Origin of the sequence: Pseudomonas sp. ATCC 43928 (assembly GCF_005938665.2) — a bacterium.
GTDB lineage: Bacteria > Pseudomonadota > Gammaproteobacteria > Pseudomonadales > Pseudomonadaceae > Aquipseudomonas.
This window is the reverse complement of the sequence record NZ_CP041753.1, coordinates 190732-203672: the sequence shown is the minus strand read 5'-3', so window position 1 is coordinate 203672 and position 12941 is coordinate 190732. Positions and strand designations below refer to the sequence as shown.

The 12941-nt window shown below is 60.7% G+C and carries 11 protein-coding genes; 9 read left to right on the top strand and 2 right to left on the bottom strand.

Features of this window, described 5'->3' with window-relative positions; translation table 11 throughout:
* Window positions 1–59 precede the first annotated feature (59 nt).
* The gene (locus tag FFH90_RS00915; RefSeq protein ID WP_138866559.1) at window positions 60–533 is read left to right on the top strand and encodes an Lrp/AsnC family transcriptional regulator; all 474 of its coding nucleotides are present in this window, start codon (window positions 60–62) and stop codon (window positions 531–533) included.
* 45 nt (window positions 534–578) lie between these two features.
* Here the strand turns inward: FFH90_RS00915 and lpdA are convergent, their stop codons facing one another.
* The gene (gene lpdA, locus FFH90_RS00910) at window positions 579–1979 is read right to left on the bottom strand and encodes a dihydrolipoyl dehydrogenase (RefSeq protein WP_018927339.1); all 1401 of its coding nucleotides are present in this window, start codon (window positions 1977–1979) and stop codon (window positions 579–581) included.
* Between the two features lie 210 nt (window positions 1980–2189).
* On the opposite strand from lpdA, the gene hflK (FFH90_RS00905) reads away from it, so the two are divergent.
* From hflK (FFH90_RS00905) to cfaB, 8 genes are all read left to right on the top strand, one after another.
* Entirely contained in the window at window positions 2190–4154 is a 1965-nt protein-coding gene (gene hflK, locus FFH90_RS00905) for a protease modulator HflK (RefSeq protein WP_138866558.1), read from the top strand.
* Complete coding sequence (gene hflC / locus FFH90_RS00900; RefSeq protein WP_138866557.1) at window positions 4151–5209, top strand: protease modulator HflC; 1059 nt, start codon at window positions 4151–4153, stop codon at window positions 5207–5209. The genes hflK (FFH90_RS00905) and hflC overlap by 4 nt, the downstream gene beginning before the upstream one ends.
* Window positions 5206–6264: a protease modulator HflK gene (gene hflK, locus FFH90_RS00895; protein WP_138866556.1), complete on the top strand. Its 1059-nt coding sequence runs from the start codon at window positions 5206–5208 to the stop codon at window positions 6262–6264. Before hflC ends, hflK (FFH90_RS00895) begins: the two co-directional genes overlap by 4 nt.
* Window positions 6261–8171, top strand: a complete 1911-nt coding sequence (locus FFH90_RS00890) for a heavy metal translocating P-type ATPase (protein ID WP_138866555.1) — start codon at window positions 6261–6263, stop codon at window positions 8169–8171. Before hflK (FFH90_RS00895) ends, FFH90_RS00890 begins: the two co-directional genes overlap by 4 nt.
* A gap of 119 nt (window positions 8172–8290) precedes the next feature.
* Complete coding sequence (locus FFH90_RS00885; RefSeq protein ID WP_018927345.1) at window positions 8291–8545, top strand: membrane protein; 255 nt, start codon at window positions 8291–8293, stop codon at window positions 8543–8545.
* A 65-nt stretch (window positions 8546–8610) separates the two neighbouring features.
* A complete protein-coding gene (locus FFH90_RS00880) occupies window positions 8611–9456 on the top strand; it encodes a DUF692 domain-containing protein (RefSeq protein ID WP_138866554.1) in 846 nt (281 codons plus the stop codon).
* Window positions 9447–10247, top strand: a complete 801-nt coding sequence (locus FFH90_RS00875) for a DNA-binding domain-containing protein (protein WP_138866553.1) — start codon at window positions 9447–9449, stop codon at window positions 10245–10247. The genes FFH90_RS00880 and FFH90_RS00875 overlap by 10 nt, the downstream gene beginning before the upstream one ends.
* Before the next feature lie 71 nt (window positions 10248–10318).
* Window positions 10319–11503 (top strand): C17 cyclopropane fatty acid synthase CfaB, encoded by a 1185-nt coding sequence (gene cfaB / locus FFH90_RS00870; protein ID WP_111453104.1) that lies wholly within the window; start codon window positions 10319–10321, stop codon window positions 11501–11503.
* Here cfaB and cls read toward each other — a convergent pair.
* A complete protein-coding gene (gene cls, locus FFH90_RS00865; RefSeq protein ID WP_138866552.1) occupies window positions 11500–12939 on the bottom strand; it encodes a cardiolipin synthase in 1440 nt (479 codons plus the stop codon). The two genes, cfaB and cls, sit on opposite strands and share 4 nt — an antisense overlap.
* Window positions 12940–12941 lie beyond the last annotated feature (2 nt).

The following is a 12941-nucleotide window of genomic DNA, read 5'->3' as shown; positions in this document are numbered from 1 at the left end:
TCGATATTTGGCATAACCTGCCAGTTTATGATGATCGAACCATCAGGATCTGCCAAAGCATGAAACTGGACGCCTACGACCGCAAAATCCTCACGGCGCTGCAACGGGACGGACGCCTGAGCAACGTACAACTGGCCGATGAGATCGGCTTGTCGGCCTCGCCCTGTTTGCGCCGGGTCCGGATGCTGGAAGAGGCCGGTGTGATTCGTGGCTATCAGGCCAACCTCGATCGAGATGAAGTGGGCCTTGGGCTGACGGTGTTTGTCGGGGTCAAGGTCGAACGGCATAACGATGAACAAGCCGAAGCGTTTCGGCTGGCCGTGACGGCATTGCCTGAGGTGATTTCGGCGTTTCTGGTGTCCGGGGAATCGGATTTTCTGCTGCAAGTGGTGGTACCGGACTTGCGCGGCTATGACCGTTTCCTCACCGGGCGATTGCTGAAATTGCCTGGCGTGAGCGACATCCGCAGCAACTTTGCAATTCACACGGTGAAGACCCCGGGAGCGTTGCCGTTGGGGCATTTGCCTGACTGAAAAAGCGAAAAGATCGCAGTCTTTGGCCGCGATCTTTTGATCGTTCTAAATCTGCGTCGCCATCCCTTCCACATTCATCGCCGCCTGGCGCAAGGCCTCGGAGCGGGTAGGGTGCGGATGGCAGGTCAGGGCGATGTCTTCGGCCGAGGCGCTGAACTCCATGGCCACGCAATATTCGCCAATCATTTCGCTGACGCTCGGGCCCACAAGGTGCACGCCGAGGACTTCGTCGGTGCGCTCATCGGCCAGTACCTTGGCGAAGCCTTCGGTTTCGTGGTTGATCTTCGCCCGGCTGTTGGCGGTGAAGGGGAATTTGCCGACCTTGTAGGCGCGACCTTCGGCCTTCAGCTGTTCTTCGGTCTTGCCGACGCTGGCCAGCTCCGGTTTGGTGTAGATCACGCTGGGGATCAGGTCGTAATTGACCTCGCCAGCCTTGCCGACGATTTGCTCGATGCAGGCCATGGCTTCGTCTTCGGCCTTGTGGGCGAGCATCGGCCCTGAGGTGACGTCACCGATCACCCAGACCCCCGCAGCCTCGGTGCGGTGGCCCTTGTTGGCGAGCATGCCGCGTTTGTCGGTGGCGAGGCCGACGTTCTCCAGCCCGAGGCCCTGGGTATAAGGACGACGACCGATAGCCACCAGCACGTAGTCGGCTTCCAGCAGTTCGGCGGTGCCACCTGCGGCCGGTTCGACACTGAGTTGAACACCGCTCGCCGAGGAGGTGGCGCTGGTGACTTTCGAACTCAACTTGAAGCGGATGCCTTGCTTGCTCAATGAGCGCTGCAGGGTTTTACCGGCTTCAGCATCCACACCCGGGCAGATCCGGTCGAGAAATTCGACGACCGTCACCTGAGCACCCAGGCGCCGCCATACCGAACCCAGTTCCAGGCCGATCACTCCAGCGCCGATCACCACCAGGTGCTTCGGTACTTCAGCCAGCGACAGTGCGCCCGTGGAGTCGAGGATGCGTTGGTTGTCGATGTCCACGCCTGGCAGGGGAGTGGGTTCGGAACCGGTGGCGATGATGATGTCTTTGGCGCTCAGCCGGGTCTTGCCACCCTGATTGTCGGTCACTGTGACGCTGCCCGGCCCGTCGATGTGGCCCCACCCCTTGATCCAGTCGACCTTGTTTTTGCGAAACAGAAACTCGATGCCCTTGGTCAACCCTGTGACGCTTTCATCCTTCTGTTTCATCATTTGAGCCAGGTTGAGCACAGGTTTGACCTCGATCCCGAGGTTGGCGAATTCCGCCCCCATGGCCGCGTCGTAGAGCTCGGAGGCATGCAGCAATGCCTTGGACGGCATGCAACCGACGTTCAGGCAGGTCCCGCCGAGGGTGGCGCGACCTTCCACGCATGCCGCTTTCAAGCCCAACTGCCCGGCGCGGATCGCTGCGTTGTAACCGCCGGGGCCGGCGCCCAGAATCACGACGTCATAGGTGCTCATGGTGCAACTCCTGGATTGAGAGGGGCGGGATCGATAAAAAGTAGTCTTCAATAAAAATTACGAACGTAATATGTGCGTTTCTCACCATTTCGGTCAAGGCTTCAGCTTGGCGACAGGTTCAGCGTTTTTAGATAGAACGATTCAGGACGAAAATTTCACCATTTTCGTTATATCGTAACGAATTGTGATGTGAGTAATGGCTGGGGTGGTATGCAAGTCGATCTCGATGGCGATGGGGCACAGATAGCAGGGCTGCCGCGCTTTCAGCAGGCGGTCGTTCAAGGACGTCGATTACGCCAATGGGCAATCGGTTTGGGGGCCTTGTCGGCCGCAGGGCTGGTGCTGGCGTTTTTTGTCGGGCTGTTTGCACCGCAGTCGCTCTGGCCCGCGTTGCTGGTCAATCAGGGCGCCGGTTTGCTGGTGCTGGTCGCCGGCCTGCAGTCGGCCTGGTGGATAACGCAGTGGCGCGCACGAGCGATGAATCCATCAGTGTTGGTGCCGGTGGCTATCACCGAAGAAGTCGTTGTCGCCGAAGGTTGGTACGAGCGGTTGCTGGACGGCATCAGTCAGCGTTGGCTGCGGTTGCTTGGGCAGATCGGTGCACCGACGCTCTGGCTTGGCGGCTGGGCGTTGTTGAGTTTGTACAGCATCGAGCAGGTCTGGAACCTCGCTTTGCCACCCGCTGCGTTGGGATTATCGGCCAGTGTCGGCGCGGCGTTGTCGTTGCTGCTGGCGTTCGGTTTGCTGGTGCTGGAGCGGCAACTGGCGCAGGAAAATGTCGCCCAATGGCCTGAAGCCGGGTCGTTGGCGCAGCTGGCGCGGGTCGCGATTATTGGCCTGGTGCTCAGCGCCTTGTGTCTGTTGTTCGGTAGCGAAACAGCCGTCTGGCCGGTGCGTCTGGCGGTGCTGATCGGCTTGTTGCCGGGGCTGGTCGCCATCGAGTTGTTGCTGCGCGCCGTGTTGTCACTGTTCAGCCCCCGTCGTGAACAGCTTGAACCGACCTTGCTGGCGCGAAGCTTCGTCGCCGATATGTTGCGCTGGCCGCCACAGCCCCTGCTCGCATTGCAGCACGAGTTGCACAATCGCTTCGGTATCGACCTGCGACAAATCTGGGCCTTCACCTACATGCGCCGGGCGTTTTTGCCGGTGCTGGCGGTGGTGGCAATCGTCGGTTGGTCGCTCACCGGCATTCATGAAATACCGCTACAGGGGCGGGGCATCTACGAACGTTTCGGCAAACCGGTGGAAGTGTTTGGGCCCGGTTTGCACGCCGGTTTGCCGTGGCCGCTGGGTCGCGTGCTGAGCGTCGAGAACGGCGTAGTCCATGAGTTGGCCACCAGCGTGGGCGAAGCATCGGCCCCGGTCGCGGCCGAACCTGCCGAAGGCCCGGCACCGGCCATTGCCAATCGCTTGTGGGACGCCAGCCATGTGAATGACAAATCCCAGGTCATCGCCAGCAGCCGTGCCGACAAGCAGAGCTTTCAGATCGTCAACATGGATGTGCGCTTCGTCTATCGCATCGGCCTGAGCGATCAGGCAGCTCTGGCCGCGACGTACAACAGCGCCGACGTGCCGACGCTGATTCGCAGCACCGCCAGCCGGATTCTGGTTCATGACTTCGCCTCAAGAACCCTCGACGGTTTGCTCGGCGAAGACAGGGTAGGGCTCTCTGAAGAAATCGGCCGCGCCGTGCAGGCGGATCTGCAAAAACTCGACAGCGGCGTGGAAATTCTCGCCACGGTGGTCGAGGCCATTCATCCGCCAGCGGGGGCTGCCAATGCTTATCACGGCGTTCAAGCAGCGCAGATTGGCGCCCAGGCATTGATCTCCCGCGAGCGCGGTGCGGCAGCGGAGGCGACCAACCAGGCGCAATTGCAGGCCAGCATCGCTCGCGATCAAGCCACGGCCAGTGCGCATGAGATCAACTCGAGCGCTCGGGCCGCCGACCTGAAATTTGCCGCCGAGCGAAAGGCGTACTCCAGCGCCGGCCAGGCTTTTGTACTGGAGCAATACCTCAGCCAACTGACCCAGGGTCTGGCTAACGCCAAGCTGCTGGTTCTCGATCACCGTCTGGGTGGCAGCAGCAATGCGCCGACCATCGACCTACGTACATTCACGCTGCCGGCTGACCCTGCGCCGTCGCGTAATACCGCTCAGCCAGGAGCCGCCCATTGAGCCAGTCGACGCCTACTCACGATCATCACGACCACGATGACCACGCCGGCCACGATCACGGCCATGGCGGGCATCACCACGGTCATCATCATCACCATCACCACCATGGTGATCCGCACGAAGCTGGCCCTTTTCCGTGGCGGCGAATGGGCTGGGCGGCGCTGCTGGTGGCCTTTGCCGTTGCGGCGGCAAGCCTTGTGCAAGTGCGCTCGGGGGAGGCCACGGTGATTACGCGCTTTGGCAATCCATCGCGGGTGTTGCTGGAGCCGGGTCTTGGCTGGCGTTGGCCGGCGCCGTTCGAGGCGGCGATTCCGGTTGATCTGCGGCTGCGTACCACCTCCAGCGGTTTGCAGGACGTGGGCACGCGCGATGGTCTGCGCATCATCGTGCAAGCCTACGTGGCCTGGCAGGTACAGGGCGACCCGGACAACGTGCAACGCTTTATGCGCGCTGTGCAGAATCAACCCGATGAAGCCGCGCGGCAGATTCGTACCTTTGTCGGCTCGGCGCTGGAAACCACTGCCAGCAGTTTCGACCTGGCCAACCTGGTGAACACCGACGCCAACCAGGTGCACATCGCCGATTTCGAAGCGCAGCTGCGTCAGCAGATCGATCAGCAGTTGCTCACCACCTATGGCGTGCGAGTGCTGCAAGTCGGTATCGAGCGTTTGACCCTGCCGTCGGTGACACTCACCGCGACGGTCGATCGCATGCGCGCCGAGCGTGAAACAATCGCCACTGAACGCACGGCCATTGGCAAACGTGAAGCGGCACAAATTCGTTCTGCGGCCGAGCGTGATGCGCGAATTGTGCAAGCCGATGCAACGGTGAAAGCTGCAGACATCGAAGCCCAATCCCGCGTCGAAGCCGCGCAGATTTACGGCCGCGCCTACGCAGGCTCACCGCAGCTCTACAATTTGCTGCGTTCGCTCGACACCCTGGGCACCATCGTCGCTCCGGGCACCAAACTGATTTTGCGCACCGATGCGGCGCCGTTCCGGGTGTTGGTTGACGGCCCACCGACCCTCGATAACAAGTCCGGGTCGCAGCCATGAGTTTGGTTCCACGTGGAACAAATGAATTGAGCAGCCCCTGGATTCAGGCGGGGCGCTTGGCTTTTCTCGCGCTTTACGCCGTGACCGTGCTGGCTGCTTTGGCGTGGGCATTTTCCAATGTGCGGCAGATCGACCCGCAGAATCGCGCCGTGGTGCTGCACTTCGGCGCGCTGGATCGCATTCAAAATGCCGGCTTACTGTTGGCGTGGCCACGACCGTTTGAGCAGGTGATCTTGTTGCCGGCAGCGGATCGGGTGATCGAGCGTCGGGTGGAAAATCTGCTGCGCACCGATGCCGCGTTGCAGGCCGACCGGGTGGCGAGCTTCGCCACACCCCTCAGCGATGCGCTCGCCGGCTCCGGTTATCTGCTGACCGGTGACGCGGGCGTGGTGCAGCTGGATGTGCGGGTGTTCTACAAAGTCACTGAGCCCTATGCCTTCGTTCTTCAGGGTGAGCATGTGTTGCCAGCTCTGGATCGACTGGTGACGCGCAGTGCCGTGGCACTCACCGCGGCGCGAGACCTGGACACCATTCTGGTGGCTCGACCGGAACTGATCGGTGCCGACAATCAGGCTGCCGAACGTCGCGAACGTCTGCGCGGCGATCTGGTGCGAGGCATCAATCAACGCTTGGCCGAACTGACGGCGACCGGGCAGGGCTTGGGTATCGAAGTGGCGCGGGTCGATGTGCAATCGAGTCTGCCCGGCCCGGCAGTGAGCGCGTTCAACGCCGTGTTAACTGCCAGCCAGCAAGCTGACAAGGCCGTGGCCAATGCGCGCACGGAAGCCGAGAAGCTGACTCAGTCCGCCAATGAACAAGCCGACCGCACGCTGCAAGTGGCTCACGCCCAGGCCAGCGAACGCCTGGCCAAAGCCTCCACCGACACCGCCACAGTATTAAGCCTGGCCAAGGCGCAACAGCAGGGCACCGACCCGCAAATGCTGCTGCGTATTTACCGTGAGCGGATGCCAAAGATTCTCGGGCAGGCCGGTTCGGTGACGACGGTCGATCCGAAAGACGATTCCCGCCTGATCATTCAGGGAGCTGCACAATGACTGCCCAAACCGCCGCCGCGCCGAGCATGTTGTCCTCGGCTGAACAACGTAGCGCCGTGCGCCAGTTGACCCTGGCCATGCTTGCGCTGGGCTTGCTTGCGCTCGGCCTGATCTGGCGCTGGTTGTTGCCGGAGCAGACCGGGGTCAGCCAATTGCTGCTGGGTTTTGCTTCGTTGCTGGTGGCCGTGCCGGTCATGCGTTCGGCGTGGTACAGCCTGCGTTATCCGAGCCTGCACGGGATCACCGATCAGTTGATTGCCCTCGCCATGCTCGGCGCTTGGGCCACTGGCGATCTGCTGACTGCGGCACTGCTGCCGATCATCATGATCTTCGGCCATGTGCTGGAAGAGCGCAGCGTGATCGGCTCACAGGAAGCGATTCATGCCCTCGGCAAACTGACCCGCAGCCATGCGCGCAAGATTCAGGCTGACGGCGCTATCGTTGAAGTCGATAACGGCACACTCAAGGCCGGCGACCTGGTGGAGGTGCGTGCGGGTGATCGCGTGCCGGCCGATGGTCGGGTGTTGTCCGGTCAGGCGAGCCTCGACACTGCATCGATCACCGGTGAGTCGGTGCCCATAGAGGCCGTTGTGGGCATGCCGGTGTTCGGCGGAGCGATCAACCTTGATGGCCTCTTGCGCATTGAAGTGACCCGCACCGGTCACGAGTCGACACTGGGTAAAGTCATCGCGTTGATGCAAAACGCCGAACGCTCCAAGCCGCCGATCACCCGTTTGCTCGAACGCTACGCCGGCAGTTACATGGTGCTGGTGTTGCTGCTGGCTGCCGTAACCTGGTTCGTCACCAACGATGCCCAGGCGATGCTTGCGGTGTTGGTGGCGGCCTGTCCTTGCGCACTGGTGTTGTCGGCACCGGCCACGGCGATTGCCGGGGTGGCGGTCGCAGCTCGGCACGGGATTCTGATTCGCAGCTCGGCGTTCCTCGAAGAATTGGCTGACCTGACGTCGTTGGTGGTCGACAAGACCGGAACCCTCACGTTCGGCACCTTGCGCCTGCAATCGATCGACAGTCCGCTGAAAGATCGCAGTCACGTACTGAAACTCGCCGCCAGCCTTGGCTCTGCCAGCAGCCACCCGGTCAGCCGCGCGTTGGCCGGGTTGGTCACTCAGGAACATTTTCTGCTGCTCTCCGACATCCGCGAGCGTCAGGGGCTGGGTGTCGTGGCGATGACGGAGCAGGGCGAAGCGGCCCTCGGTCGTCCGGAGCTGTTCGCGCAATTGGGCATCGTCACCTCAGCTGTTCCCGGCCACGATGGCCCGATTGCGGGGCTGGCACTCAACGGTGAATTTCTCGCTTGGCTGTTGCTCGCCGACAGCGTCAAACCCGAGGCGCGGTTTGCCCTGAGCGAGTTGCGTGAACTGGGCCTGGGTCGTCAGTTGTTGCTGACCGGGGATCGACAAAGCGTGGCTCATACGCTGGCCCGGGATGTGGGCATCAGCGATGTCGAAGCCCAGGCCTTGCCCGAGGACAAACTCAATCGTGTGTTGAAAGAAATCGACAGCGGTTTCCGGCCGATGGTGGTGGGAGACGGCATCAACGATTCCCTGGCGCTGAAGGCCGGTGTGGTCGGCGTGGCCATGGGCGCGGGCGGTGCGGACATCGCGCTGGCCTCGGCCGATATCGTACTGATCGGCAGCGACCTGCGCCGGCTCGGAACCTGTGTGCGCTTGAGTCGCCAATGCCGGCAGACTTTACAGGTGAACGTAATCATCGGTCTGGGCTGGACCCTGGCGATTGTCGCCTTTGCCGCATTCGGCTGGCTGGGCGCGGCCGGGGCGATGATTGCCGCGCTGTTGCACAACTTGAGTACGTTATTGGTGCTCGGTAATGCTGGGCGTTTGCTGCGTTTTCAGGAGCCTTTGCTCAAGCTCAAAGATGAGGTTTGAGCGAGGCGAAAAGTTTTTTCATCGCCTCTGTAACGCCGTCAGGGCAGCGCTCTCTAGTGCTGTGTCGGGACTGAACAACCTTCCAGCCGACACCCCTGACGATTACTGAGGATATACAAATGAACTTCAAAACCGCCACCGCCGGTGCCGCTCTCGCCTTTGCCGCTGCAACAATGTTCGCAGGTGTTGCCACTCAGGCTCAGGCCGCCGACGCTGCACAGGTTCACTGCTACGGCGTGACATCGTGCAAAGGCATGAATGACTGCAAGACAGCCGAAAACGCCTGCAAAGGTCAGGCTGTCTGCAAAGGGCATGGCTTCAAGGCAATGACTCAGGCCGAATGCATGAAGGCAGATGGAAAAGTCGGCGAATAACTGACTGCCGAATGCCGTCGCGGTGGCTCTCTTGCCACTGCGGCACTTTGCGAGGAGTCCGCAAAATGTCTGCTTCCCTTTCTTGTCTGGGCTACGGCCTGGGTTTGCGCAGTGCCTACTACCAACAGATTCTTGAACAGTCGCCAGCCGTGGACTGGTTTGAAGTGGTCTCGGAAAATTTCATGGTCCAGGGCGGCAAGGCCCTGTACTACCTGGACGCCATTGCCGAACGGTATCCCGTAGTGATGCATGGCGTATCGCTGTCTATTGGCGGTCCTCATGCCCTCGATCCGCAGTATCTGCAACAGCTGAAACTTCTGGCGGAGCGAGTTGAACCGGCATGGATCTCCGATCACTTGTGCTGGAGCCGTGGCAACGCCCATCAACTCCATGATTTGTTGCCGCTGCCCTACACCGAAGAAAGTCTTTATTACGTGGCCGGCCGAGTACGGCAGGTTCAGGACGTATTGCAGCGTCCGCTGGTGCTGGAAAACGTCTCCAGTTACGTGCGCAGCACTGGCGACGAATTCAGCGAATGGGAGTTTCTTGATGCGCTCAGCCGGTTGAGCGACTGCGAGCTGTTGCTGGACATCAACAACGTCTATGTCAGCTCCCGCAATCATGGCTTCGATCCGTGGACATTCATTCAAGGGCTGCCGGCCAAAAAGGTTCGACAGTTGCACCTGGCTGGCCACAGCGACCACGGCGATTACGTGATCGACACCCATGACCAGCCGGTGAGTGATCCGGTCTGGGCGCTCTATCAACAAACCCTGGAACACCTCGGGCCAGTCGCGACACTGCTGGAACGCGATGATCATTTCCCGCCTTTTGAAGAGCTACTTACCGAGTTGCAAAAGGCCCGTGCATTGGGTGATAGCGTGTTGACCCGGAGACTGAGATGCGCCTGAACGACTGGCAGCTGGCCTTTGAAACGTATCTGCTGGGTGAGCAGACAGCAGCCGATACCGCGCTAGGCGCGAGTCTTATGGGGGGGCCGACACTGGATGTGAGCACCGGGCTGGCGATCTATCACAACGCCTATCAGGCAAGGCTTCAGGAAGTTCTGCGCGGCGACTATCCGGTCATTTGGCATTGGCTGGGTGACGATGAATTCGAGCAGCTCGCGGCGGCTTACATTCGCCAGTGTCCGTCTGTTCATTACAGCCTGAGGTGGCTGGGTGAAGGGTTCGAGTCGTTTATTCGACAGCATTTAGTGCCAGAGCAAAGTGCAGCGCTGGGGGAGTTGGCGGCACTTGAGTGGGCATTCACGCTGGCGTTCGACGCGCCTGAAGGCGCGCCGCTGACAATACTGGACATGGCCGCCCTGAAGCCTGAAGACTGGCCGACGTTGCGGGTCAGCCCCAGCCCCTCTGTGCAATGGCTTGAGTGTGCTTTCAACAGTGTTGCGTTGTGGCGGGCAGTGAAGGATAAAACCGGGTTCCCCGGTAGTGCAGCGTTAGGGGCGCCCCAAGTATTGGTGATCTGGAGAGCGGGGCTGGTTTGTCATTACCGCAGCCTGGAACCTGCGGAGGCGGCAGCTCTAAACGGCTTGTTTCAGGGCGACTGGGATTTCGCTGAACTGTGCTCCGAATTAGCAGTCATCTGTGGTGAGGATGCACCCCTTCAGGCTGTTACATGGCTGAAACAGTGGGTTCAGGACGGTTGGTTGCAGCCTCGAATCATAGAGAGCAGCTATTAAATCGATAGCCGGCTATTTTTCAAGGATGGACTACCCTCAAATCAGACGTCTGAAAATCAGGGGGATTATCCATGCTCGCGCAACTTCCACCGGCCTTACAGAATCTGCAGTTACCGCTTCGCTTGCGACTCTGGGACGGCCATGAGTTCAACCTGGGGCCGACGCCCAGCGTCACCATTGTGGTCAAGGACCCGCACATGGTTACCCAGTTCACCCATCCGAGCCTGGACGCGCTGGGGGCGGCGTTTGTCGAAGGCAAACTGGAGCTCGAAGGCTCCATCAGCGACGTGATTCGTGTCTGCGATGAATGGAGTCAGGCGCTGATCAGCGAAGACGACGATGCGCAACCGGTGCGCCTGGTTCACGACAAGGAAACCGACGCCAAAGCCATCTCCTACCACTACGACCTTTCCAACGAGTTCTATCAGCTGTGGCTCGACAGCGACATGGCGTATTCCTGCGCCTACTTCGAGACCGGCAGTGAAACCCTTGAGCAGGCTCAACAAGCCAAGTTTCGCCACCTGTGCCGCAAGTTGCGCTTGCAGCCAGGGGAGTATCTGCTGGATGTCGGTTGCGGCTGGGGCGGGTTGGCGCGGTATGCCGCGCGGGAGTTCGGCGCGAAGGTGTTCGGGATCACGCTCAGTCAAGCGCAATTGGATTTGGCTCGTGAGCGGGTGAAAGCCGAAGGCCTGGAAGACCAGATCGAACTGCAACTGCTCGACTACCGCGATCTGCCTCAGGACGGGCGATTCGACAAGGTGGTCAGCGTCGGCATGTTCGAACACGTCGGCCACGCCAATCTGGCCGAATACTGCAAGACCTTGTTCGGCGCGGTGAAAGAGGGCGGTCTGGTGATGAACCACGGGATTACCGCCAAACACACCGACGGTCGTCCGGTCGGGCGCGGTGCTGGTGAGTTCATCGAGAAGTATGTGTTCCCCAACGGCGAACTGCCGCACCTGGCGATGATCTCGGCCGAGATCAGCGAAGCGGGGCTGGAGATTGTCGATGTCGAGAGCCTGCGCCTGCATTACGCGCGGACCCTGGACCACTGGAGCGAACGCCTGGAAGACAATCTGGAAGCCGCCGCCAAACTGGTACCGGAGCAGGCACTACGGATCTGGCGGTTGTATCTGGCGGGATGCGCCTATGCCTTCGCCAGAGGCTGGATCAACCTGCATCAAATCCTCGCGGTGAAAGCCCATCCCGATGGCAGCCATGAACTGCCGTGGACCCGCGACGACATCTACAACTAGAGAATCGGCGAAATAAGCCGGGCGATCCGCATGCCGACCTGTTGCAGGCGGTGGGTCTCCCGGCTTTCTTCTTTGGCGATTTCGTGGGCCTGGGCGAAATCGTTGTTGAGCATCTGCTCCACTTCGGCGGCAAACCCGCTGTCGACCGTCAGCAGCATCACTTCGAAATTCAGCCGGAACGAACGGTTGTCCATGTTGGCGCTGCCGATGGCGCTGATCTCGTCGTCGATCAGCACCACTTTCTGATGCAGGAAGCCGGGTTGATAACGGAACACGCGCACCCCGGCGCGTACGGCTTCGAAAGCATAAAGGCTGGAAGCGGCGTAGACGATCCGGTGATCCGGCCGCGATGGCAACAGAATCCGTACATCCACACCGCGCAGCACCGCCAGTCGCAACGCGGCGAACACCGCTTCGTCGGGGATGAAGTAAGGGCTGGTGATCCACACGCGTTCCGTCGCCGCATGGATGGCTTCGACGAAGAATAGCGAACAGGTTTCGTAGGAGTCCGCCGGGCCGCTGGCCAGTAATTGGCAGAGCACGCCGTCATCTGGATAAACGTCTGGCAGGATCAGTGGCGGCAGCGAACGGGCCGCCCAGAACCAGTCTTCGGCGAAGGACTCCTGCATGCAGGCCACCACCGGCCCGCGAACTTGCACGTGGGTATCGCGCCAGGGCGCCAGGGGTGGTTTCTCGCCCATGTACTCGTCGCCGACATTGAGCCCGCCGACAAATCCGACAAGCCCGTCGACGACTACGATCTTGCGGTGGTTGCGGAAATTCACCTGGAAGCGGTTGAGCCAGCCGCTGCGGGTGGCGAAGGCTTTGACCTCGATACCGGCATCTCGCAATGGTTGCACATACTCGTGGGGCAGGGAGTGGCTGCCGATGCGGTCGTAGAGCAAGTAAATCGCCACGCCCTCGGCGGCTTTCTTCGTCAGCAGGGTGTGCAGGCGTTGGCCGATGCGGTCATCGTGGATAATGAAAAACTGGATAAGCACCGCTTCACGGGCGTTGCTGATGGCGTCGAAAATTGCATCGAACGTGGCTTGGCCGTCGATCAGCAAGCGCACATCGTTGTTTGCCAGGCATGGCATGCGCCCCAGCTTCGGCATGGCCCGCAAAGACGCGTAAGCGCTGGAGGCACGCGCAGCCAGTGCCTCTTCTACCCAGGGGCGCCAGTTCAGTTCGGAGATGGCCTTGCGCATTTCCTCGTTGGCTTGCCGTCGGGCCTTGATGTAACCATCGAAGGTGCTGCGACCGAAGACCAGATAGGGGATCAGCGTGAGGTAGGGAATGAACAGCAGTGACAGGGCCCAGGCGATCGAGCCCTGAGCGGTCCGAACGGTCAACACGGCATGGATGGCGGCGATCGAGCCCAGTGTGTGCAACAGTGCGATCAGATAACCGAATACATGCGGTCCGAAATAATCCATGG

Excerpts from the sequence above, each read along its gene's own strand:
- FFH90_RS00915 (WP_138866559.1), top strand. The coding sequence starts at position 60 with ATGAAACTGGACGCCTACGACCGCAAAATCCTCACGGCGCTGCAACGG.
- lpdA (WP_018927339.1), bottom strand. The coding sequence starts at position 1,979 with ATGAGCACCTATGACGTCGTGATTCTGGGCGCCGGCCCCGGCGGTTAC.
- hflK (WP_138866558.1), top strand. The coding sequence starts at position 2,190 with ATGCAAGTCGATCTCGATGGCGATGGGGCACAGATAGCAGGGCTGCCG.
- hflK (WP_138866556.1), top strand. The coding sequence starts at position 5,206 with ATGAGTTTGGTTCCACGTGGAACAAATGAATTGAGCAGCCCCTGGATT.
- FFH90_RS00890 (WP_138866555.1), top strand. The coding sequence starts at position 6,261 with ATGACTGCCCAAACCGCCGCCGCGCCGAGCATGTTGTCCTCGGCTGAA.
- FFH90_RS00885 (WP_018927345.1), top strand. The coding sequence starts at position 8,291 with ATGAACTTCAAAACCGCCACCGCCGGTGCCGCTCTCGCCTTTGCCGCT.
- FFH90_RS00880 (WP_138866554.1), top strand. The coding sequence starts at position 8,611 with ATGTCTGCTTCCCTTTCTTGTCTGGGCTACGGCCTGGGTTTGCGCAGT.
- FFH90_RS00875 (WP_138866553.1), top strand. The coding sequence starts at position 9,447 with ATGCGCCTGAACGACTGGCAGCTGGCCTTTGAAACGTATCTGCTGGGT.
- cfaB (WP_111453104.1), top strand. The coding sequence starts at position 10,319 with ATGCTCGCGCAACTTCCACCGGCCTTACAGAATCTGCAGTTACCGCTT.
- cls (WP_138866552.1), bottom strand. The coding sequence starts at position 12,939 with ATGGATTATTTCGGACCGCATGTATTCGGTTATCTGATCGCACTGTTG.